General features: G+C 60.2%; 22 protein-coding genes and 1 riboswitch. Of the genes, 8 read left to right on the top strand and 14 right to left on the bottom strand.

The features are described 5' to 3' along the window. Positions 1–26: 26 nt before the first annotated feature. The gene (locus E4M07_RS13740) at positions 27–1007 is read left to right on the top strand and encodes a pyridoxal-phosphate dependent enzyme (protein ID WP_136658913.1); all 981 of its coding nucleotides are present in this window, start codon (positions 27–29) and stop codon (positions 1005–1007) included. On the opposite strand, the gene E4M07_RS13735 is transcribed toward E4M07_RS13740, so the two are convergent. Genes E4M07_RS13735 through thiO form a run of 4 tightly spaced genes read right to left on the bottom strand, consistent with a single transcriptional unit; the run spans position 990 to position 3576 of the window. Further along, entirely contained in the window at positions 990–1625 is a 636-nt protein-coding gene (locus E4M07_RS13735; protein WP_136658912.1) for a thiamine phosphate synthase, read from the bottom strand. The two genes, E4M07_RS13740 and E4M07_RS13735, sit on opposite strands and share 18 nt — an antisense overlap. Continuing rightward, the gene (locus E4M07_RS13730; protein WP_136658911.1) at positions 1622–2407 is read right to left on the bottom strand and encodes a thiazole synthase; all 786 of its coding nucleotides are present in this window, start codon (positions 2405–2407) and stop codon (positions 1622–1624) included. Before E4M07_RS13730 ends, E4M07_RS13735 begins: the two co-directional genes overlap by 4 nt. Position 2408: 1 nt before the next feature. Beyond that, positions 2409–2615 (bottom strand): sulfur carrier protein ThiS, encoded by a 207-nt coding sequence (thiS, locus tag E4M07_RS13725; RefSeq protein WP_136658910.1) that lies wholly within the window; start codon positions 2613–2615, stop codon positions 2409–2411. Next, on the bottom strand, positions 2608–3576 hold the full coding sequence (thiO, locus tag E4M07_RS13720) for a glycine oxidase ThiO (RefSeq protein WP_136658909.1): 969 nt from the start codon (positions 3574–3576) through the stop codon (positions 2608–2610). Before thiO ends, thiS begins: the two co-directional genes overlap by 8 nt. A gap of 159 nt (positions 3577–3735) precedes the next feature. Beyond that, positions 3736–3852, bottom strand: a riboswitch (TPP riboswitch). On the opposite strand from thiO, the gene E4M07_RS13715 reads away from it, so the two are divergent. The 4 genes from E4M07_RS13715 (at position 3844) to E4M07_RS13700 (ending at position 7286) form a co-directional block, all read left to right on the top strand. Next, entirely contained in the window at positions 3844–4029 is a 186-nt protein-coding gene (locus E4M07_RS13715; protein ID WP_136658908.1) for a hypothetical protein, read from the top strand. It overlaps the preceding riboswitch by 9 nt. Before the next feature lie 48 nt (positions 4030–4077). Further along, positions 4078–4851, top strand: coding sequence for a ferredoxin--NADP reductase (locus E4M07_RS13710; protein WP_136658907.1), 774 nt, complete (start codon positions 4078–4080; stop codon positions 4849–4851). A gap of 230 nt (positions 4852–5081) precedes the next feature. After that, positions 5082–6245 carry a serine hydrolase gene (locus E4M07_RS13705; protein WP_169054216.1) on the top strand — a complete coding sequence of 388 codons (1164 nt, stop codon included), beginning with the start codon at positions 5082–5084 and terminating at the stop codon, positions 6243–6245. A gap of 189 nt (positions 6246–6434) precedes the next feature. Further along, on the top strand, positions 6435–7286 hold the full coding sequence (locus tag E4M07_RS13700) for a glycosyltransferase family 25 protein (protein ID WP_136658905.1): 852 nt from the start codon (positions 6435–6437) through the stop codon (positions 7284–7286). Between the two features lie 15 nt (positions 7287–7301). On the opposite strand, the gene E4M07_RS13695 is transcribed toward E4M07_RS13700, so the two are convergent. From E4M07_RS13695 to E4M07_RS13685, 3 genes are all read right to left on the bottom strand, one after another. Beyond that, the gene (locus E4M07_RS13695) at positions 7302–8165 is read right to left on the bottom strand and encodes an alpha-1,2-fucosyltransferase (RefSeq protein WP_136658904.1); all 864 of its coding nucleotides are present in this window, start codon (positions 8163–8165) and stop codon (positions 7302–7304) included. A 92-nt stretch (positions 8166–8257) separates the two neighbouring features. Continuing rightward, positions 8258–9010 (bottom strand): sulfotransferase domain-containing protein, encoded by a 753-nt coding sequence (locus tag E4M07_RS13690; protein WP_136658903.1) that lies wholly within the window; start codon positions 9008–9010, stop codon positions 8258–8260. A 62-nt stretch (positions 9011–9072) separates the two neighbouring features. Continuing rightward, positions 9073–9885 carry a glycosyltransferase family 25 protein gene (locus E4M07_RS13685; protein WP_169054215.1) on the bottom strand — a complete coding sequence of 271 codons (813 nt, stop codon included), beginning with the start codon at positions 9883–9885 and terminating at the stop codon, positions 9073–9075. A 307-nt stretch (positions 9886–10192) separates the two neighbouring features. Between E4M07_RS13685 and E4M07_RS13680 the strand changes: the two genes are divergently transcribed. Further along, entirely contained in the window at positions 10193–10924 is a 732-nt protein-coding gene (locus tag E4M07_RS13680; protein WP_246660468.1) for a glycosyltransferase family 25 protein, read from the top strand. 80 nt (positions 10925–11004) lie between these two features. Here E4M07_RS13680 and E4M07_RS13675 read toward each other — a convergent pair whose 3' ends face one another. The 6 genes from E4M07_RS13675 to E4M07_RS13650 all read right to left on the bottom strand — a co-directional run bounded on the left by E4M07_RS13675 (position 11005) and on the right by E4M07_RS13650 (position 18433). Continuing rightward, the gene (locus tag E4M07_RS13675; RefSeq protein WP_136658900.1) at positions 11005–11376 is read right to left on the bottom strand and encodes a DCC1-like thiol-disulfide oxidoreductase family protein; all 372 of its coding nucleotides are present in this window, start codon (positions 11374–11376) and stop codon (positions 11005–11007) included. Continuing rightward, entirely contained in the window at positions 11373–13121 is a 1749-nt protein-coding gene (locus tag E4M07_RS13670) for a hypothetical protein (protein ID WP_136658899.1), read from the bottom strand. The genes E4M07_RS13675 and E4M07_RS13670 overlap by 4 nt, the downstream gene beginning before the upstream one ends. Then, positions 13118–14203, bottom strand: a complete 1086-nt coding sequence (locus E4M07_RS13665; RefSeq protein ID WP_136658898.1) for a glycosyltransferase family 2 protein — start codon at positions 14201–14203, stop codon at positions 13118–13120. Before E4M07_RS13665 ends, E4M07_RS13670 begins: the two co-directional genes overlap by 4 nt. Next, entirely contained in the window at positions 14200–16038 is a 1839-nt protein-coding gene (asnB, locus tag E4M07_RS13660) for an asparagine synthase (glutamine-hydrolyzing) (RefSeq protein ID WP_169054214.1), read from the bottom strand. The genes E4M07_RS13665 and asnB overlap by 4 nt, the downstream gene beginning before the upstream one ends. A gap of 263 nt (positions 16039–16301) precedes the next feature. Beyond that, the gene (locus E4M07_RS13655) at positions 16302–17708 is read right to left on the bottom strand and encodes an ATP-binding protein (RefSeq protein WP_136658896.1); all 1407 of its coding nucleotides are present in this window, start codon (positions 17706–17708) and stop codon (positions 16302–16304) included. Continuing rightward, positions 17705–18433, bottom strand: coding sequence for a response regulator (locus E4M07_RS13650; RefSeq protein WP_136658895.1), 729 nt, complete (start codon positions 18431–18433; stop codon positions 17705–17707). The genes E4M07_RS13655 and E4M07_RS13650 overlap by 4 nt, the downstream gene beginning before the upstream one ends. 212 nt (positions 18434–18645) lie before the next feature. Between E4M07_RS13650 and E4M07_RS13645 the strand changes: the two genes are divergently transcribed. Beyond that, positions 18646–19641, top strand: a complete 996-nt coding sequence (locus tag E4M07_RS13645) for an EF-hand domain-containing protein (RefSeq protein WP_136658894.1) — start codon at positions 18646–18648, stop codon at positions 19639–19641. An 80-nt stretch (positions 19642–19721) separates the two neighbouring features. Here the strand turns inward: E4M07_RS13645 and E4M07_RS13640 are convergent, their stop codons facing one another. Beyond that, positions 19722–20954, bottom strand: coding sequence for an ROK family transcriptional regulator (locus tag E4M07_RS13640; RefSeq protein WP_246660448.1), 1233 nt, complete (start codon positions 20952–20954; stop codon positions 19722–19724). A gap of 392 nt (positions 20955–21346) precedes the next feature. Here E4M07_RS13640 and E4M07_RS13635 point away from each other — a divergent pair, with 392 nt between their 5' ends. Next, positions 21347–22372, top strand: a complete 1026-nt coding sequence (locus E4M07_RS13635) for a sugar ABC transporter substrate-binding protein (protein WP_136658892.1) — start codon at positions 21347–21349, stop codon at positions 22370–22372. Positions 22373–22429 lie beyond the last annotated feature (57 nt).

Raw genomic sequence — 22429 nt, 5'->3', positions numbered from 1 at the left:
TTCCCATCGCGCTTCCTTGACTGCCCATGCAAGAGACCTTCCCGACGCCTGACCAGATTCGCAGCGCCCGAGACGCAATCGAAGGCAAGATCATCCGAACGCCGATGCTGGCGCTGAAACAGGATGCGTTCGCTGGGCGGTTCGGCGATGCGCGATCCGTTTCCATGAAACTGGAGCTGTTCCAGCATGCCGGCTCATTCAAGGCGCGTGGCAACCTTCTGGGCATCGACCGGCTGAGCTCAGCGGAAAGGGACGCCGGGGTCATCGCGGCGAGTGGCGGCAATCACGCGCTCGCCGTTTCATGGGCCGCCGCGCGGCAGAATGTCTGCGCCACCCTCGTTATGCCGAAGGCAACCGATCCGCTGCACATCGAAGGCTGCCGTGAAGCGGGCGCGGATGTGCGGCTTGTGGACGACATCGCCGCCGCTTTCGATGAGATGAACGGAACAGCGGAAGCCGAGGGAATGACGATCATGCATCCCTTCGAGGGGGCTCATATGACGCTCGGTGCAGCGACCTTGGGGGCGGAAATCGTCGCGGATCTTCCAGACATCGACTGCATGGTCGTCGCGGTGGGCGGCGGCGGCCTCATCGGCGGGGTCGCAGCGGCGATCCGGCAGGCAAGGCCCGAATGCGAGATCATCGGCGTCGAGCCTTTCGGCGCGGACAGCATGTCCCGCAGTTTCGAGCAGGGCGAAGCGGTACGCATAGGCAAGGTGGATACGATTGCCGACAGTCTCGGATCGCCGGCCGCCCTGCCCTTCTCCTACGCGGTCGCCCGGCGCAACGTCAGCCGACTTGTCCGTATCGAAGACAGTGCCATGCTCAACGCCATGGCAACCATGCGCGATGCGTTGAAACTGGTGGCCGAACCGGCATGCGCCGCGGCACTCGCTGCCGCCACCGGGCCGCTAAAGGTGGATCTCGCCGGAAAGAATGTCTGTGTGCTCGCCTGCGGCTCCAATATCGGGGCGCAGCGGTACACCGCGCTACTGGGCGACCGGTGACACGCGCCTGCCGGAGCTCAGCCGGCGGGTTGCTTCGATCCACTCCAGCGTGCGCGCCTCCGGATCTTCGTTCAGCGTAATATCGGTGACAACGGCCGCACTGTCGGCGCCCGACGCGAAAACGCCCGAAAGCCGCTCCGGATTGAGCCCGCCGATGGCGACGAGCGGCAGCGGCACTATCCGCGCCTTCCAATCGGCGATGCGGTCGAGGCCCTGCGGCGCCCAGCGCATCTTCTTCAGCCGTGTTTCATAGACCGGACCGAGCGCGACGTAATCCGGCTCCGCTTCCAGCGCGGTCACAAGCTCGGCATCATCGTGGGTGCTGACGCCGAGGCGGATACCGGCGGCCCTGATGGCGCGAAGATCGGCCGCGGCCAGATCCTCCTGACCCAGGTGCACGAAGTCGCAATCCTCCTTGATCGCGAGTTCCCAGTAATCATTAAGGACAAGCTGGCAGCCATGGGCGTCACAGATCGCTTTCGCGACGCTGATCTCCTGTCGCATGGCCGCCTCGTCCCGACCCTTCATGCGCAACTGCACGAGGCGCACGCCAATCGGCACGAGACGGCGTATCCAGGCGGCGCTGTCGACGATCAGATAGAATGGATCGAGTGTCACGTGAACGTCGCCATTCCGATTACCGGTGTCGAGGGAACGGCAATGTCGCGGGGCTCGAGCAGGCCCGCGTGCCAGGCCGTCCTTCCGGCCTTGATCGCGGCCGAAAAGGCGCGGGCCATATAGACCGGGGCGCCCGCACGCGCGACGGCGGTATTCAACAGCACCGCATCATAGCCGAGTTCCATGACGGTCGCCGCATGGGACGGGCGCCCGATGCCGGCGTCGACGATCAGGGGCACATCGGGAAAATGGCTGCGCAGCGAACGCAGCGCATCGAGATTCACCGGCCCCCGCGCGGAGCCGATCGGCGCGCACCAGGGCATCAGAATACCGCAGCCGGCCTCGAGCAGCCGCTCGGCGACGACGAGATCATCAGTGGTGTACGGGAACACCTCGAAACCCTCGTCGCACAGGATGCGCGCTGCCTCGACAAGCTCAAACACGTCCGGCTGCAGCGTGTCGTGATTGCCGATAACTTCCAGCTTGATCCAGTTCGTGTCGAAGACCTCGCGCGCCATTTGCGCCGTCGTGATTGCCTCGCGCGCGGTGTGGCAACCGGCCGTGTTCGGCAACACCGGCACCCCCAGCGACCGGACAATCGACCAGAACTTCCCGCCCGGGCCGGTCGCTGCAGCATCCTGTGCGCTCTCGCGCCTCAGCGATACGGTTACAGCAGACGCGCCTCCGGCCCGAACGGCTTCGCCAATTGTGTCTGGCGAAGGATATTGCGCGGTTCCAAGAATCAACCGCGACGGAAGTTTTGCCCCGTAAATCTCGAGCATCTCAGCCTCCTTGCATCGGCGACAGGATTTCAATGCGGTCGCCCTCGCACAGCACATGTGTGGCCCGGTCGTCGCGATGCACGACAACGCCATTGACCGCTGTGGCCAACCACTCGCCCTCGTAGGAGAGCTCCGAAAGCAAGGCGCCCAGGCTGCGCGAAGAAACGGCGGCTCTCCGACCGTTGACGACCAGGGTGAGTTCAGCCATGTGCCGCCTCCCTGATCCCCATCGCCATGGCAGCGGCATCGGCGGCCAGAGCCGGCGCCAGCAGAAATCCATGGCGGTAAAGGCCGTTAAGGCTGATCGTATCGCCATGGCGTGACACACGCGGAAAGTTGTCGGCAAATGCGGGGCGCACACCGACACCGATCTCGACGATCTCCGCATCGCCGAACGCCGGGTGCAACGCGTAGGCCGCGTTGAGCAGTTCCATGACTGATCGTGCGCTCGCGCTACTGTCGGCGGCGCTTTCGATCATCGTGGCGCCGACCATGAAAAGGCCCTCGCCACGCGGGACGACGTAGACCGGAATCCGCGGGTGCAGCAGTCGGATGGGCCGCGACAGGCGGATACCAGAGGTTCGCAGCAACAGCATCTCCCCGCGTACGCCGCGCAATCCGTCCACCGGACTGGCCATGCCGGTGCAGTCGACCACAGCGTCAAAGCTGTCGGTTTCTGCCACGTCCTCGCCAAGGCGGAAGATACAGCCGCTGCGCGCCAGCAGCATTTGCAAAGACCGCATGGCCGCACGCGGATCCAGGTGCGCTTCCGCCTCGAAGAACAGGCCACGGCGAAAGCGGCCGGACAGCACGGGTTCCAGCTCGCCCAGTTCGGTTTCGTCTACCGTCCTGTGACCGGCGGTCCGGCGGGCAAAGCGGTCAAGCTCGGAACCGTCACGTGCCGGGGCAACGACAAGCGTTCCGTTTCTTTCGACACGATCGGGCAGGATGTCCGCCCACCAATCGGTGGCCGCCGCTCCAATTTCGGTCACCTTTTCATCAGCGCTCTCGCGCTCACACCAGGGCGCCAGCATGCCCCCGGCGAACCATGAGGCCGTGCCGCCGACCCTGTCCTGCCGGTCGACAACCGTCACGTGCGCGCCACGCCTGCGCAGTTCCCAGGCCGCGGCAAGCCCGGCGACCCCGGCGCCCATGACCAGCACCTTCATCGCCCGCCTCCAGCGTCCGACAACACGTTGGCAGCAACCGACTGCAAGACCGGAAAGACTCCAAGCAATTCAACCTCCATCGTCCTGACCGACGCGGATCCAGAATTGACCGAAACAGGAATGGGATTTGCGCTGCCCTTGATCGCAGACCGAATTGGTCCCGCAACGCCTGCACCATCCCTACGCCAGTATGAACTGGATCAGGTTCTACGGGTCACTGCGCCGCTTGCGCCAGCAGTATCTCAGCCCCTTGCCGGGACTCCCCTGGTGAATGACGAAAAGAAGAACAAGATGACCGTGCTTTGTCAAGGCGGTCCGGGGCGGCAAAGCGAGCGATCGTCATTCGCTTTGATTGCTGCGGCGCACCACCACCTGCCCTGCGGCATAGAATCGCAATCTCCAAAAAGCGGCAATTTTGGAACTTTTGACGCTTTCATTCAAAGGCACGCCTGATAGTTTCCGCTTCCGCATGTATCGCCCGCAAGTTCGGATGGAGCATTTATGAAGGGCTTTAACGAAGAAACCGTGCTGTCGGTTCACCACTGGAACGACACGCTTTTCAGTTTCAAGACCACCCGTGATGCGGGCTTCCGGTTCCGCAACGGTGAATTCACCATGGTCGGGCTGCAGGTGGAAGGCCGGCCGCTGATGCGGGCCTATTCCATGGCCAGCGCCAATCACGAGGAAACCCTTGAGTTCTTCAGCATCAAGGTTCCTGACGGCCCGCTGACCTCGCGGCTGCAGCACCTGAAGGAAGGCGAGTCGGTTTTGATCGGCACCAAGCCGACTGGAACACTGGTCACGGATCATCTGTTGCCCGGAAAGAACCTGTACCTGCTGGGCACGGGAACGGGCCTTGCCCCATTCCTCAGCCTCATTAAGGACCCCGCCGTCTACGATTCCTTCGAGAAAATCGTGCTGGTGCACGGCGTCCGCTTCATCAAGGATCTCGCTTACCAGGACTACATTACGCGCCAGCTTCCCGGTCACGAGTATCTCGGCGACATGGTGAGCGATCAGCTGATCTACTATCCGACCGTGACGCGCGAGCCGTTCCGCAACAATGGCCGCATTACCGAACTCATGGAAAGCGGCAAGCTGTTCGAAGATATCGGCCTGCCGCCGATCGACAAGGAAAACGACCGCGTGATCCTCTGCGGCGGACCGCAGATGCTGGACGACACGCGGAGCTTCTTCGAAAGCCGCGGCTTTACTGAGGGCACCCGCGCGCAACTCGGCAGCTACCTCATTGAAAAGGCTTTTGTGGAAAAGTAGCCGAACGGCAACACCACGGGCAATTGCTAAACAGATTCAAGCCTTTCGGACAATCGCCTGATAACACACGCACAAACCAAGCGGCGCTTCCGTTCAGGATCAGCGCCGTTTTTTTGACCCGATGGCGTGCGATGAACAGCGTGAGTGGATTTGCTGAAGCGGACGGAGCTGCGGTGCGCGTGCCTGAACACGGAAAAAGAAGCAAAATAAGGCGGTCAATTGTCGGCTGGATGCTTGTTCCGGCCCCGCTCGCCGTCATTGCCATTGCGCTCCTCATTTACCTGTCGGCCCCCTATCTGCCCCGGCTTCTTTATGAGGGCTATCCGACGCAACGGTGGCCGGCGCCGGGTTCCTATACGGCCGTCGGCAGTTCATACGAGCCGCCGCCCATGCCATCCGCGGCTTCGCTTCGGATCAGCGCAAGAGCGCAGGCCCTGTTCAACCAGAACGGCGGCACGGCGATGCTGGTCTGGCAGGGCGGCATGTTGAGGGCGGAACACTACGCGTCTGATGCCGGGCCCCAGACGCGTTTCAATTCCTTTTCAATGGTCAAGTCCTTGGTCGGCGCACTGGTGTTGCGCGCGCATGCCGAGGGCTACATTGCCGATCTTTCCGATCCGCTCGGCGACTATCTGGATGATATCGGCGATACGGATTTCCGCCGGGTTACCGTTGAGCAGTTCCTGACCATGCGCAGCGGTGTGGTTTTCGAAAACGGCGGTGTCAAAGCCATGTCCGGCCTCGAAACAAAACCGGTCGATGCCGGCACCTTCAATCCGTTCAGTCCGATCGCGCGATTGCACATGCTGGGTCTCGGCGCACTGGCCCCCGGCCTGCGGTCCGATACCGACCGCATCGGCCAATTCGACTATCAGAACGTGAACACCGCAATTCTCGGAAAGCTGGTATCGGCGGTCTACAACCGACCGCTCGAAGAGATCCTTGCGGAAAAGATCTGGCGGCCGAGCGGTGCCGGCGACGCCCTCTGGCGCCTTGCCGGCCGCGACAAGCCGGTATCGGCCTATTGCTGCCTGTTCGCGACGGCGCGCGACTGGGTGCGGGTCGCGGTCTATCTTTCCCGCAACGGCGCGCCGGGCGATCGATTCCTGCCACCCCGTCTTTGGCGACGCTACTTCGGTCAAGCGGTGAGCGAGCAGCAACGTCTGCACGGCCATTACGGCACGCAGGTTTTCCACAATCTGCTCGACCGGCCGGGCGAGCGGCTGCAGGGCCCGTTTACCTATATGATCGGGCGCAGCGGTCAGACCGCCTATATGATGCCGCAACGCGACCTCGTGGTGGTGCGGTTCGGCGATCGCATTCCGCTGCTGCATTCAACGCTTTACGCAGCTTGGGACAGTGTGGAGCCGGACAATATCGCGTCCCGGGACTGACGCACCGCGCATTTTGTTCAAGCCAACCAGCGGTTGGCGCCCGCGGTGAACGCGATAAAACCTTAGCGTGTTCGAAAAGAACATTTTTTGCTCACGCCCGACTAGCCTCTGTGCTTGCGTGATCATCTGTCTTATAAAGCAAGCGTCAGGAGATGAATCGAACCGAAACCGCAGGATTTCCGGAGTTCCGTGGATACCTATCTGATCAATCTGGAACGCAGCTCGGACCGCTTGGCCCGCATGAAAAGCAGGTTCGATCGCATCAATGTTCCCTTTAAGCGTGTACCTGCCATCGATGGCCGGCTGCTTGACTCCTCGGCCGTCGAAAGGTTTTTGTCAAAGCGCCGCAACCGTCGCTGGAACTACGGTGAAGTCGGCTGCTTTCTGAGCCACCTGAAAGCGTGGCGCACTTTCGCCGATTCCGGCGATGCGCATGCCGCGTTCTTTGAAGATGACGCATATCTGTCATCTGGACTGAGCGGCCTCCTTTCCTCTCCGGACTGGATTCCGGGTGACGCCGATGTCGTGCGGCTGGAGACGACGTTCTGGCGCACGGAAATCAGCTGCGAGAAAACAAAGGTCACGAACCGCCACGAAATCCATGAATTGCTTGCGCTCCACCACGGAGCCGGCGCCTATATTCTTACCCAAAAGGCGGCGAACTTCCTGCTGGGCAACGAACAGATGTTGCGGACGACACTCGACAGTGCCCTGTTCGACTTTCAGGAACCATCGTGCAAGGCGCTCAAAATATACCAGGTCTGCCCGGCCCCCGTTCTCCAGGAGACCGTGTACAAGAGCATGGTCGACAATCATGTCGACGCCCTGTCCGAGATCACACGGACAGATTGGATACCGACACCGGAATTGCCACTCAAGGCCCGCAAACTGCTGCGCGAGATCAGGCGGCCCTTCAAGCAGATTGCCAGTCGATCGGCGCAATACAAGCGCGTTCGAAGCGGTCAGTCCTTTCTAACGCGCGTGCCCTACTACGGCAACGCGTCCGGCTCGGACGAACGCCTCTACGCGCCGACAGTCTAGAATTCCGTAAAGACGCTAGGCGTCGACGCACGTCCAGTCGTGCGGGATGATATCGGGATTGCTCTTTTCCGGATCCGCAAACCATTTCGCCGGTGCCACAACAATCTTCTCGCTCGATCCGTTGAGCCACGCGCCCCACCACGAAAACGAGCTGTTGGCGATAATGTGGTGTTTGCACGCCGCCATCAGGCGAAGGTCCTCGTAGTTGCGGCTGCCGTCATTGTGATCCATCACCTGCGTCCTGAAAGGCAGCTTAAGATTGTCCAGCGCCCATTCGGGTTCGTCGGAAAACACGTAGATCACGGGGTCGATATCCGCTCTTTCGGCAATCAGTTCCGCCGCCCGTGCGTAGTATTCCAGCGAACAGGTGCCGTGCACCGCAAGCGCCTTCGGATTGCTGATATAATCTCCGCGCCTTACATGCAGCGAAACGGCCGGAGAAGCGGCGATTTCAGCCAGGACGTCCGCGTTCCTGTCGTCAGGCGGAGTCTTCACCGAAAGCTCTCTACGGATGTTCCCCGCAAAATCGGCAAAATAGCGCTCGGACTGCCAGTAGCCGTGCAGCCAGACACTTCCTGTCAGACCGGTTATCTGCGGATCGAAGGCATCCCCCTGTTGCCGCACCAGCTTCGGCGGGCGCTTGAGCGACCGCCACAGAAAGTAGCGCAGCCTCTGCTTGCGGCGCGGCGGCAGTTTCAGATTCTCTCCATCAAGTGACACGACATTCAGATGGTGCAGGCCGGGTTGCTGCCCCGGCCCGGCGAAGAAGTCGCGCGTGTCGAGGACCAGATCAGTGCCGGTCCGGAGCGCCAGCGCCCGGCCGCAGGCATACTGGAACATCTGGTTGCCCAGCCCGCCAAAGATGTGCGTAATGATCATGCGGTCCACCGCACATGAAATCGATAGTTCAGTGCATCCGCCGGTTTGTAACCGATATCAAAAGGACCCTTCATCTGATTTGCGGTGCCGCGCTACATCTTGCCGCCCGGTTCAACGCCGAAAAGAGGCTCGAGTTCGGTGTTTTGCCGGTCCATTGCCGCCCAGACGATCTCGGCGTGTTTTTCCTTGAAGCGCTTGCGCGCGTCGCGATAATCCGGTCGGTCCGAGACGACCCGGTTGTCATGCTTCGTCAGGCTTTTGACCTCGCCTTTCGATGCCGCCTGAACGGCCCGTTGCAACCTTTCCGTATCCAGTGCCTCTCCGAAATGGGCACAAAGCCTGGAAAACTCGGACTCCATATCGCTGCGCAGCCGGTCGTAGCACAATAACGTCTTGCGTTTTGTGAATGTCTCGCTGATCAGCCACTTATCCAGATGATGGGCATAAAGGTCCGACCAGTGCATGATCCGTGCGCGGTCATCAACCTCGTCGCCGTGATACGACATCTGTGAGAACACGGTGGCCACCGGCTCGCGAAAGAGATAGATCACGTTCTTGCGCTCGATATCGAGGTCCACATCGTGCACATGGCGAGCAAGAAAATCGGAACGTTCGGGATAATAGAATGTCCGGACCAGAGACGGGCGTTCAAAATACAGCTCCATCAGCAGCCGCAACCAGTGACTGCCGGTCCTGGGGAAACTGACAATGAACGGATTGTCCGGGTTGCGTGTGAACGCGGTCACGAATCGATCTCGGTACAGCGAACCCTCGTCCTGCACCTTGGTGTTGAGCGCGTTCTTTATATGGTATACACGCTTCGCCAGTCCAATTAGATCTTTCATAACAGTGCCTTATCAGGATCCTGGAGTCCAGCATGCTTATATCGGAATGGATCCGGTGTTCATCAATTTTGCAGAAATGGAATAACCTTGAACCTCAGTCTGCCCGTTGCCGTTTGCCCCAAAAGGCGCATTTTTCGGACAATCCTCAAAAGTTCGCGTTTGACCTTTGCTAAGCCTCTTGGTTTTCGTCGCTTTCGCACCTCGACGAGACGCGAGCGGTCGTCTTCTATCGTGCTTTCGAATCCTTGCCCACCCGCGGCCTTCGCCAGCAGAAAATCCTGAATGCAGATCGCCGGGTCGAGTTGATATATCCTCAGCTTTGCGGCCACGCCCAGTTCTGGATTGAACAGCACCTCATCCAGCGGATCGCATATGTCGTCGGTCAATTTCAACAGTCTTTGTGCCGCTGATCCACTCACAAAATAGCCGGCGCTTCCCCTGTGATTGGACAGCAGCAAACGAATGCCATGGCCGAACGCTTCGGCCACAGGATTATAACTGACCTCCGTCTTTTGATTATGCGTTTCGGCCTTGATGATATCGGCGTCCGCAGGACACCATTTTGCGCTCTCAAAAAAAAGTTCCGCCGACGGCGAAAATCGTATGTCGTCTTCCGCCACGAAGGCCCAATCGTTGCCGGCACGCGCGATTTCGGACCACGCCTTCCGGTGACTTAAATAGCAACCCATCTCGCCGTACCCGATCGGATACGTTCCCGAACTGCGCGCCTTTAGTTGGTCCCTTTCATCCTCGCCGATGGTCACTCCGTCCACTGCCGCGATGCGCTGGACATCCAGATTCATGCGCGAAGCCGCTTCAAGAAACGATCTGCGCCGATCGGGCGACCTGTCGAGGTTGATGAGATAGCATTTCAATGTGGGCACCACAGCCGGTGTTCTACAATATTATTGTCGGCCGTGATTGACTTCGAATGTTGACCCGGCCAACTGAAACGTTACAAGCAGGCTTATCGAGGGCAGCAGCTGCCATGCATTAAAACCCGCTTCATATTCGAATATCGGCAAATTGCAACCTGTGTTTCAGGTGATAGCATCGACGCCTTTACCCTGCTTCGTATTAGACACCGAAACGCGGCAGGCCTCATGCAGCCTCACCGAAACCCCGCCACGGAATGTTTTTGTGAAAGTATACGTTATCAATTTGGATCGCAGCCCCCAGCGAATGCGACATGTCTCGGACCAATTCAGATCGGTCGGTGTGACCGTCCATCGACACAAGGGGATCGACGGCAATGAACTGCCACAGGACGAGATCGATCGCCATCTCTCTTTCATGAGTGGATATCATCAACGCACACGGCCTCAAATCGGCGTTTTCATGAGCCAGCGATCGCTGTGGAAACATATTGCGGAATCTGAAGACGGCTGGGTGTTCGTCGCCGAGGATGACATTCACCTCGACTCCAGCTGCGCGGAGCTCTTTGTTTCCGAGGATTGGATTCCGCAGGATGCGGATATCGTCAAGGCAGAGACCGCGTTCCAGAAAATTAGAACGTCCTGGATGTCTCGCAAAGTGGGACGCCGGTGGCGTGCTGCACGTCTCTACACAAATCATGCCGGCTCGGCCGGCTATTTCATCCGGAGGGAGACCGCGAGCCGACTCTATACCCTGACCGAGAACTACTCGGAACCGACCGATGAAACCTTGTTCAATCCGGAAATGGGCATATCGGACAAGCTGCGCATCTACCAGTTGTATCCGGCAATATGCGCTCAGGACATGTTGCTTTACGGCGACGGCCACACCGAAGGACTTGCCAGCCTGGTCAGACCTGAACGACGCAAGAAAATCGACTCAGTCAAGCAGCGGGAAAAACCCCGGGGGATGGCATACCTGAAGTCCAAATACCTTCGATTGACAACAAGGCGTCGGACAGTCCCATTCGTTGATTGACATGAACACCGAATGCGGCATTGAACCCTTTTCATCGGCAACCGGTTGTCGCTCTGCGGTGGAGTGAAGGGGACTCCCGCCTAGGTGATCCGCGCCCGCCCCATGGCTGCCAATGTCAAATTTCGTCCGGTGCGCAAAATCGGATAGCTCAGCCTCGCAATGCTCTTGTTTGCAAACGCCCCGCTTGCGATACGGTTCAACCAGCCGACACGACTGGAAAGCATTGACAACAGGTGGAGACAGTCGGCTCCAAAGTAGTCGACACTGTTGTAGCGGGCGACCATGCCCATGTTTAGATCGAACCCGAGTTGCTTCAGTTCTTCAATCAGTGGGTGAGAGGAACGGGCGTCGATAAGTTCCACCGCCCCGACCGAATCCCTCAATCGCGACATTGTGACGTATCTGGAGCAGAACGGACATTCACCGTCATAGACAATCTGCAAGTGGCTCATTCAGACCTGTCTTTCGATCTGCTCAGTTCGAACGCTGTGGCAACCGGAATTTCAATCTCATCACGAAACTGCACTTCCATTACCGGTCCTTCCGGACCCGGTCGAACGCAGCCGGAAACGGTGCGGTATAGGTAGTGCGATATCTCATCAGGTGCAAGCGCGGCAAATTCATCAAAAAGCCACGGATTGGACCAGATATGGTGGGGAAACCGGTCGTAACGGTAGTGTCCATCGGACGCAGCCCGCTGCAGCGCATATGCATGCGTCAGTTGAACGATTCGGATCACCCGGTCAGGATCGGAACCAAACTGAACCGGTTCATCGGAGCCGAACGAACAATCATCGAGCGCGTCAAGAAACACCTTTCCCGACTGCGTCGATCCCCACGTTATGGTTGGGTAATGTCCTTCGGCGATTCGTCCCAGCCTGTGCTGCGCGGCCGTTACCGAAACGGTACCGAAGTAGTTCGATGGAACCTGGAGTTCCCGCCCGTCCTTGGTAACCGCGTAGAGATCGGAACGCGTCAGCGCGGGCGTGTCGTACCATCCTAGGCGGGCGATCTGAAATGCGATTGGCGCCAACAGTACCATTGTCGCAGCCAACAACATCGGTCTGGGCGTTTCGACCCATCGCGGTAATTTGCGCATTGCGGCAACCAGGCCGAGATTCAGCAGGATCCACTTCCAGAAGAAGATGCCGCTTACCAGATAGATGACGACATGCGTAAGGTCGTAAAACAGGGTGGCAAGTATCATGCTCCTGCGGCGCAGGATGAAAACCACGGATCCCAGCTGCGCCAGAAGGATCGACACATTGATGAACGGCCTCAGAAATCCGGCGGCCTCAATGCTGATCAGCGACACGCCGGCCAAATGTCCTGTGGGAAGGAACCCGCTGTGCCACGAAACGAGGCTCAGGACTTCCGTCGGGTTCGTCGTCACCCACAGAAACGGACCTCCACCCAAGGCGAGTTTTTCAAGTCCGGAGTAGAAGTAGTTGGCGAAATGAGCACCAACCGCAACCAGGAATAGCAGTGTGGTGGTTACCTTGATATCTGCGGCCGCAATCATCCGGCCGAGCCTGAACGGCAAGTACGATCTCGATGGCGCGAGCACGCACAGGCTGATCCCGAGGAATAACCCCATCTCGACAACCGGAATATAATCTGTGCGAGAGATCGAAATACCGAACAACTGCGACGCAAGCATCTTCTGCGCAAGAACCGCAGCGCACGGCAGGAGGACGAAAGCCGGGTACCAGAATACCGCGACTGCTCCGATCGCCCCGACGAGCATCACGATGTTCGTTGCAAACAAAAGGCTGTCCGTGTGGGTCGAAACGCCGGCCGGATAGGTAATGCCCGACAACAGGGCGTAGGCCCCCAAAAGCAAGGCTATAAGCCGCAGTATAATGCTGGTCGGCAGCGAGACCTGACTTGTTCGCGGCCCCCTGAAAACGAGACAGGCCAGGACAAAGCCAGCAAACATAATGATATACGGCCACCCCCAGTCCGAGCGAATTACGCTTACGGACCGGTTGACCACTGTGAAAACCAAAAGACTGCAGGCGACAGCGGCAAGCTCGTTTGAGAAACTTTGACCGGTGCCGTTGTCCTTGCAGGTTTCCCCGTTCAATCGGGTGCCCTCCACCAGATTTCCTGACATTTCCAAATTCTGAATTGCTAAGTTAAACTTGCGCTTATCGATGCGGTTGAACGGCCATAGTTGCTCGTCTGTCCTTGTCAAAAACCTTTCGTATTCCGAGTCGCTTCAAAATCCTTGAACCCCTCGAACCGGCGGGAATGTCGGTAGAGGAATGAATGGCCGCCCTCACCCATCTTTTCAAGCAGCATTGAAAGGAAAACGTAGTCACGGGACTGTCCGCTGTACGATCTCTCCCTCAAGGCCCTTTCGACCCTGCTGTAGAGCGATCCCGTGAAGCGGAAATGCTGCATCGGAAGGAGAACGCGGCGCGACGTCGGCAATGTCGTTTCGTGCGAATTCAGGAACAGACTGCCATCCTGCCACTTCGTCAATATCGGTTTGTGGATGCAATTGTAGCTGAGGACCTTCGTCCCGAAACGGGTTTTTCTCAAGCGGGTCAAATAGCTGTGCTCCGTCCCAAAACCGTATTCGTGATAGTGCTTCGATATACCGAAGTTCTGAAACAGACGAGCACGTGCCCCGGGATAGAGCGTCCGGGGTGTAGTGTTTGAATTCAGTTGTAGGTGTCGCTGGCCGTCAAAATACCAATCCGCATCCGGGTTCAATGTATCGCTGTCTTTTTCTGCCGCAAGATCGGCCAGGTCCCTCGGATACATATCCAGCATTACCCCCCAGACCGACAACGCTCCTTCGTCGTCCAGTCTGGGAACCAGATCCTGAAATCTTGCAGTATCGGGCAAGTGAACGAACTCGTCGAGGTCGACCTGCAGCGCCCACTGGTTCTTGCAAAACTTGTCCAGAAGCAGAGCCCTCCAGATGTAAAGAATCCGGCGGTTCGCGATTCTTGCACCAAGAGGTTCGGGAAGGTCGACCTGGTCGCCATAACGATGGCCGCTTTCCAGCACCATGACATCTGGTTGCTCAAGCAGCAGTTCCCGGGTGCCGTCGTCGGAATGATCGTCGAGAAAGATGAAACGCTCAATCCCAAGCTTGCGATAGTGGCTGAGAAACGCAGGTAGAAAATAGAGTTCGTTGCGAAGAACCGCACACAGTGTGAACTTGCCTGTATCCAGCAGGGGGCGCGAAACGATGCGCAGGTCGTCCAGTGCATAAAGGGCCGATGTCTCTTTTTTTATCTTGTCGGCACTGATCATCGAACTCATGCGGAACCCACTCCATGCGCCTGGTACCACCGCGACAGCCAGTACAAAGTCTCCAGCTTGAGAGGATAGGACTCTGATCGGCGATGAACCGTGCGATGCCAACGTCGACTTATCCCGAGTCCGGCTGAGTTTTGACTTACAAGTTCCCTCATCTGCCGACCGGAGATCGAGGGGTTGCGCAAGCTGAACCCACGCTTCGGTTCCTGCAGCAGGAAATCAAGTCCCCGCTTCTGAAGAATGCGGCGAACCGCGTTCTTCGGAAAACTGTCGTCAAGATCGGTTATCGGACGTGACAATCCCCAATCAACAATCCGATGATCGAGCAACGGCGGTCGGGCCTCGACCCCGAAGGCCATGCCCGTGCGGTCCACCTTGGGGAGCACGCTGTCCTGGCAGAATGTGTAAAGATCGATACGCTGCAATCGACGTTTTTCCGGCAACCGGGGCGCGTCGTAGCGGGCCAGCGCGCCAACTAGAAGCTCCTCAACGTGTGCCTGGCTCATATTAGGGACCAGTGCAACTATTTCGTCCGACCGAAGCGCCGCAAACACCCGCCGCATATACGCAAAGTAAGGCGATTTGGCGTGAAACTCGCGGGCCAGTTCGGCACTAATCTGCCTGGCACGCTCCTTCAAGCTGAGCACGAACCTCCGCTTCGGCCGATGCAAACCCGCCGCAGTTCCCTGGGCCGGGTAATGCCATCTATAGCCGCCAAATACCTCGTCGCCGCCGTCTCCAGTGAGCACGACCTTGAAGCCCGCGTCGGCGGCCAGTCGCGATATCCCGGCTTGGGTGACGATGGCGTTGTATGCGATCGGCTCATCCATGGCTGCGACCGCCGCATCAACCGATGACTGCGTGTCTCCCGTCATCTCCAGCCGGTTCAGGCGAAACCCCAACTGTGCCGCTGTGCGCTTGGCTATTGGCGCTTCGTCCCACTGGCTGTTGCCCGGAAAACCGACGGCCATGGTCGTTATTTCCGTCGCCCTTTCCCGGAGCGCCGCTACCGATGATGCGACCAAACTCGAATCGAGACCGCCGGACAAGAACAGTCCTACCGGAACATCCGAGAGCAGTTGCTCTTCCACCACGGTATCGACCAAATTCTCGAGTGTTTCCGCGCTGCCTTCGTAGTCCGTGTCATCGGGAGCGCTCCAGTAGCTGTGTTGGTGCGGCGTCGCACCGGCACGCCAGTGCATGAAGCTGCCAGCCTCAAGCTTTTGAATTCCGACCCAAATCGATCGTGGTGCCGGCACGTAGCCGAGCGCCAGATAAAGGGAAAGGGACTGCGGATCAACGGCTTCGCAAAGTCCCAGGGACCGCAGCGCACGAACGTCCGAGGCAAAAGCGATGTGCTGTTCCGAGACCGAGACATAAAGGGGCTTGATGCCCACCCGGTCGCGGGCAAGGAACATGCGATGTTCAACCCGATCCCAAATCGCGATCGCGAACATGCCGTTGAGTTTTTCGATAACGGCTTCGCCCCAGACCGCATAGCCTTCCAGGATCACTTCGGTATCGGAACGCGAGCGGAAGCGGACCCCCTTTTGTTCCAGTTGCTCGCGCAATTGCAGGGTATTGTAGACCTCGCCGTTGTAAACAATCGCGTATCGGCCATCGGCCGATTGCATCGGCTGATTGCCGCTGGCCGTCAGATCCTGAATCGAAAGGCGGCGGTGAGCCAGATAGCAGTTGCCGCCGTTTCCATCGGGGTACTCCGACAGACCGTCCGCGTCCGGGCCCCGCGGGAGCATCAGGTCACGCGCCGTGGTAATTTCAGCCTTGCCAACCTGTTTGGATGGGAGGGAACCTACTACTCCGAGAATTCCGCACAAAATCGTGCACTCCAGTCGTCAACGGGCAATGTGGCCAGTCCAGAGCCCCGGGCCCGGATTGACCGGTAATATCAGATGTACCCCTAATCCAACGCCGCACGTAGTCCAACCCCGCATGACGGAGCAAGAGCATTTTTACAGTCGATTGATGCCGGTAACCATTGGGCACGGCCAGGTTCTGCCGATTTGAAGCCGCTGCATTTTGCAACATCGGGTGATCGCGGCGCCGGTCGAGGAATGCCTGTCACCCGGGCAACCGCCGCTCACCCGGCCTCGCGCGGCAGCGTCACCGTTGCTCTCAGTCCGCCTTCATCCCGGTTTTCAAGCTTGAGCGTGCCGCCGTGGGCGTGGATGTTGGATCGGGCGATGGCCAGCCCCAGGCCGATGCCGCCGGTCTCCTCGCTGCGCGAATCCTCGAGCCGCAGGAACGGCTCGAACACCTCGTCCAGCTGCCCGTCGGGAATGCCGGGGCCATTGTCGGAGATGGTGATCGATACGAACCCGTCGTCGGCCGTATAACCGATGGCGGCCTCGTTGCCGTAGCGGACCGCGTTGTCGATCAGATTGCGCAGAGCCCGTTTCATGGCGATGGGCCGGCAGGCAATGACGATCCTGGCCGCGCCCTCGCCCGGCCCGGCCTCCAGCCGCACCGGCTGGTCCATGTCCTGGTAGTCGGTCACGATCGCGTCGAGGAACTCGCCGAGATCGACACGACTCTGCTCCTCGCGCCGCGCCTCGTCACGCGCGAAGGCCAGGGTCGCCTCCACCATGCGCTGCATCTCGTCGAGCGTCAGGATGATGCGGTTGCGGTTTTCCTCATCCTCGATGAACTCAGCGCGGATGCGCAGCGAGGTGATCGGGGTGCGCAGGTCGTGGCTGATCGCCGCCAGCATGCGTGTCCTGTCCTGGACGTAACGTGTCAGCCGCTCCTGCATGACGTTGAAGGCATGGATGGCGCTCCTGACCTCCTGCGGTCCGGCTTCCTCCACGCTGAGCCCCTCGGCGCCGCGCCCAAGCTGGTCCGCGGCCTCCGCCAGATTGCTCAACGGTCGCGTCAGGCGGCGAACCGTGAAGCCGACGATCACGATCACGGCAACGGCCATCAGGGCGATCGACACGAAGAGGCGCGCCAAAGAACTGCGCTGCATGTCGAGGCTGGCGGCCATGTTGAGCCAGCGGCCATTGTCCAGCTGGACCGACATGGCGACCACCAGCGGCACGAGCCGCGTGGCCGCTTTCTGCTTGGAGCGATCGGCGCGCTGGCGCACATGGCGGTAGCGCGGCACCTCGATGTTGCGTCCCACCTGCGTGCGCACGGCACGCTCTTCTCCGATTTCCTCCGCTATGGCCCGGCGGATCCGCAGATCGGTGCGGCTCGTTCCGCTCTTTGACAGCGCCGGGCGATCTGAAATCCAGTAGTAGGAGACCGGGCTGGATGCCGCCCTGCGGATCTGTTCGTGCAGTTCGCTCGGTGTGTCGTCGAGCAGATCGACAAGCGCCGCGGTGCGTGAGACGACGCGGCCGCCGGCAAGCTCGAGCAATGCGCCGCGCCGCTCGTCGGTGAACAGCCAAAGGGTAAAGACCTGCGACACCACGACGGCGATGAGGATCAGCCCGATGAGCTGCCCGCCAAGGCTGCGCGGCAGCAGGCTTAGGCGCTTCCAGTTCATGCGTCCGGATCCTTGACCTGCGCCGTGAACGTGTATCCGCCGCCCCAAACCGTCTTGATCAGCTCCGGCTTCTTCGGATCCGGTTCGATCTTGCGGCGCAGCCGGCTGACCTGGTTGTCAATGGAGCGGTCGAAGACATTGGGCGTTCGGCCGGTTGTCAGGTCGAGAAGCTGGTCGCGCGACAGCACCATCCTGGGTCGCTTCAGGAAGGCCACCAGCAGCTGGAATTCACCCGTCGAGAGCGGCACGATCACATCGTCCGGCCCGACGAGATGGCGCTGGGACAGGTCCAGCACCCAACGGTCGAAGGCAAGGCGCTCGCTGGAAACAGGATCGCGTTCTTTCGGGACCAGCGACGTTCGCCGCAACACGGCGCGGATGCGCGCGAGCAATTCGCGTGGATTGAACGGTTTTGTCACATAGTCGTCCGCGCCGATCTCCAGACCGACGACGCGGTCGGTGTCCTCGGCCATCGCGGTCAGAAGGATGACGGGCGCTCCGCCCTTCTCCACGAGATGGCGGCATAGCGACAGCCCGTCCTCGCCGGGCATCATGACATCCAGCACGACCAGATCGATGGACGATGCGGCCAGGATCTTGCGCGCCTGCGCTGCGCCATCGGCGACGCTCGCCCGCAGTCCGTTCTTGACGAGATAGCGGGCAAGCGTCTCGCGAATATCGCGATGATCGTCGACAACAAGAATATGCGCACTGGTTTCGTTCATTGCGAGGGACCCGGATAAGGCGGAACCGATGCTCCGATAATCAAAGAGTTAGCGGCTCATTGTCCATTGCGGAAATTGAAATTGTATCAATTTGTATCAGGCCGGACCCTGGTGACAGTTGGCGACACATTCGTGCGCTTTCAACCGTAGTTTTGCGACAAGTGCGAACTAGCTTCCTGTCATCGCAGCAAAAAACCGAAAGGACAGGAGCGATGAGCAGAACCAAGAAAATCGCCGTATCCCTGCTGGCCACGACATTCCTTGGAGCCAGTGTCTTGCCGGCGCTGGCCCAGTCGGTCTCGAGCGGCAGCAAGCCGGTCGCCGAAAAGCGGATGGCCCATGCCGGGAAGCAAGGCCAGCGCGCAAAACGCGGTGACCGCGGCATGAAACGCGCATTCGAGCGCTACGATGTCAACAAGGACGGCGTTATCACCCAGGAAGAGGTCGAGGCGGTGATTGTCGAGCGTTTCAACAACTATGCCGGTGAGGACGGCGTGATCACCCTCGACGACTTCCGCGCCGCGTGGGTCGAGAACTCCCGCAATCCGATGGTGCGCGCCTTCCAGCGGCTCGACCGCGACGGCGACGGCGCTGTAACGGCCGAAGAATTCAACACCGTGTCCGACCGCATGTTCAACCGCCTCGACCGCGACGGCAATGGCGAGTTGACCCGCCCGGCGCGCGGCGAGCGGGCCGGCGCCGACAAGGACAAGGCCGGATCCAAACAGCGCGGCCACGGCAAGATGGCAAAGCGCAGCGGACCGCGCCACGGCGGCCGCGGCGCCGATCGGTTGATGGAGCGCTTCGATGCCGACAAGGACGGCAAGATCACCCGCGCCGAATTCGACCAGATCCGCACGGCGCTGTTCGGCAATGCCGACGCCGACAACAACCAGTCGGTCTCGCTGGAGGAGTTCGCCACCGTCTGGCAGGACATGAACAATGACCGCATCGTCCGCGGCTTCCAGCGCTACGACACGAATGGCGACCTCAGCATCACGCTCGAGGAATACACCGCCGGAAACATCGATTTCGTCAAGCGGCACGACCGCAACGGCGACGGCGTCGTCACCAAGGCGGACTCCAAACGCGGCAAACATCACGGCAAGCGTTCCGAACACCGCAAGCACAGGAAGGGCGGCGACCGTGCATCGGCACCGAAGCAGCTCAAGCCGGTGCAGCCGATCCAGCCGGAACAGAAAAGCTAGGTTCCACCGCCAAGGGACAAACTTCCGTCAAAAGGGGCCGGCTCGCTGCCGGCCCTTTTTGTGCGCCGCCCGTTCGGCCGTCAGACCGGCTCCTTGATCAGGACGTTCTGGTCGATCATGAAGCGGCTGAAAATGGGCAGGCTTGCTCCGCCGATCCCGCGGGCCTCGGCGCCAACCTCGGCCTCGACGATGCGCGGCTCCTCGATACCCTGGCGGTCGAGCTTTTCGAACTCGGATTTCACCGCATTCACCAGCCGCCGGCGGACGTTCCTCGGAAAACCACCGTCGATCAGCACGGCTTCCGTGTCGATGATTGCCGCGATCGCCAGCGAGGCGATGGCAATATTGCGGGCGGTCTCGACGATCCATTCCGATAGAAGATCGCCGAAATCCGGCCAGTTGTCCGGGTTGAGCCACAGCGGGGACGGATCGAGCCCCGCCTCCTTGAGACGGTTTTCGAGCACAAAGATGGATGCCTGGTTGAGCAGTTGTCGCGGATTGCCGTCCGGCCCCGGCACCGGTATCGGGCCGAATGCGCCGGCATTGCCGGTCCGGCCCGTGAAGACCGAGTGGTTCAATACCAGGCCGCCGCCGATGAAGGAGCCGACGAAGAAATAGGCGAAATCGGCGAATTCGCGACCGCGGCCGAAAACGAGTTCTGCGCCGCAGGCGGCGGTCGCGTCATTCTGCACGATTACCGGAAGATCGGTGATGCGCGCGAAGGCCTCGGTAAAGTCGAAACCGCGCCATGCATCCATTTCCTCCGACGGCGCACCGACCTGGTCGAGCCAGTTCCACAACTCGAAGGGCGAAGCGACACCGATCCCGGTAATGCGGCTGCGGGCCGCCTCGTCGAGTTCGGAGCGGAACAGTTTCAGGCCGTCATCGGCAAACTGCATGATCTGCTGAGGCAGCGGATAGGCGAATGTCTCGCGCAACTGGCGCCGCACGCCGCCGACGAAATCCATCAGCACCAGATCGGCACTGCGGCGGCCGATCTTCAGGCCGACCGAAAAGACGGCATCCGGGTTGAGCGCCATGGGGATCGAGGGCTGTCCGACGCGGCCGCGTACCGGATCGCCCCGTATGAGGAGCGAATCCTTTTCGAGCGCCCGCATGATGACCGAAACGGTCTGCGGCGAAAGACCCGTCCGGCGCGCAATCTCAGCCTTGGCCAGGCTGCCGTGGCGGCGCACCAGGGACATGACCAGCCGCTCATTGTGAGCCCGCACACGCGTCTGGTTCGATCCGCCGCTCGGATCCTTGATCCGGGGACCGTCATCCTGCGCCGCGTTGTCCGGCTGTATATTCAAGGACATCCTCCAGGGTGTTCATGAACCCGCCCGCATCATGATAGCCGCGCAAGAATACGATTTCTTGCACCGGTTCGAATTTGACACAGAAAATAAATAAATCAAGTGGATTTATTTATTGACAAGCACGCTTTTTGGGTGTGTGATTGCATATGAAGCGGTGGTCGCCCGCGCCTGCGGGGTTCGTTACCGGACACCTCGGGCGCGGTTCCGCTTCAACCGAAACGGACCATGTGGCCGGATCCGGCCATGTGGTCTTTGTAAGCCACTGTGACGCGGCGGATGCGTATCCGAAAGTGCCCACCATCCGGTGGTCTCAGCGTCAATGATGTCGCAGCGCCCGCGAACCCGGGCGTCCGGCGGCCGTACATGGATGAAACGGGAGGATCATCATGAAGCGTTCACTCATTTCTGCAGCCCTTGGCGCACTTGCACTCAGTGTCGCGGGGGTCAGCACGGCACAGGCCGAGACCATCGGCGCCTGCCTCATAACCAAAACGGATACCAACCCGTTCTTCGTGAAAATGAAGGAAGGCGCGACCGCAAAGGCCAATGAACTGGGCATCGAACTCAAGTCCTACGCCGGCCGGATCGATGGCGATTCCGAAAGCCAGGTTGCGGCAATCGAAACCTGCATCGCCGACGGCGCCAAGGGTATCCTGCTGACCGCTTCGGACACGAAGGGCATCGTTCCGGCCGTCACCCAGGCGCGCGACGCGGGCCTGTTGGTGATCGCGCTCGACACGCCGCTCGAGCCCATCGATGCGGCCGACGCCACATTCGCGACGGACAATTTCCGCGCCGGCGAACTGATCGGCCAGTGGGCGGCCGCCTCGCTTGGCGACGAGGCCAAGAATGCCAAGATCGGCATGCTCGACCTTGCTGTCAGCCAGCCGTCGGTCGGCGTTTTGCGCGACCAGGGCTTCCTGACGGGCTTCGGCATCGACGTGAAAGACCCGGGCAAGTGGGGCGATGAGGACGATCCGCGTATCGTCGGCAACGACGTAACTGCGGGCAACGAGGAAGGCGGCCGCACGGCCATGGAAAACCTCCTCCAGAAGGATCCCTTCATCAACGTCGTCTACACGATCAACGAACCGGCCGCCGCGGGCGCCTACGAGGCCCTGAAGGCCGTCGGTCGCGAGAATGACGTTCTGATCGTTTCCGTCGACGGCGGATGCCCGGGCGTTCAGAACATCGTCGACGGCGTCATCGGCGCGACCTCCCAGCAGTATCCGCTGCTCATGGCGTCGCTCGGCATCGAGGCGATCGCCGCCTGGGCCAAGGACGGCACCAAGCCGGCGAACACCGCAGGCAAGGACTTCTACGACACGGGCGTTTCGCTGGTCACCGACCAGCCGGCCGACGGCGTGCCCTCCATCGATACGAAAGAAGGCATGGACAAGTGCTGGGGCTGATCCCGGCCTGACAGCCAAAACGCCCGGGCGGCCTGCCGCCCGGGCCGCGGCCGACAT

The sequence above is a fragment of the Nitratireductor sp. XY-223 genome (genome assembly GCF_004959855.1).
In the GTDB taxonomy this organism is placed as follows: Bacteria; Pseudomonadota; Alphaproteobacteria; order Rhizobiales; family Rhizobiaceae; genus Hoeflea_A.
This window is presented reverse-complemented; position numbering and strand designations above follow the sequence as displayed.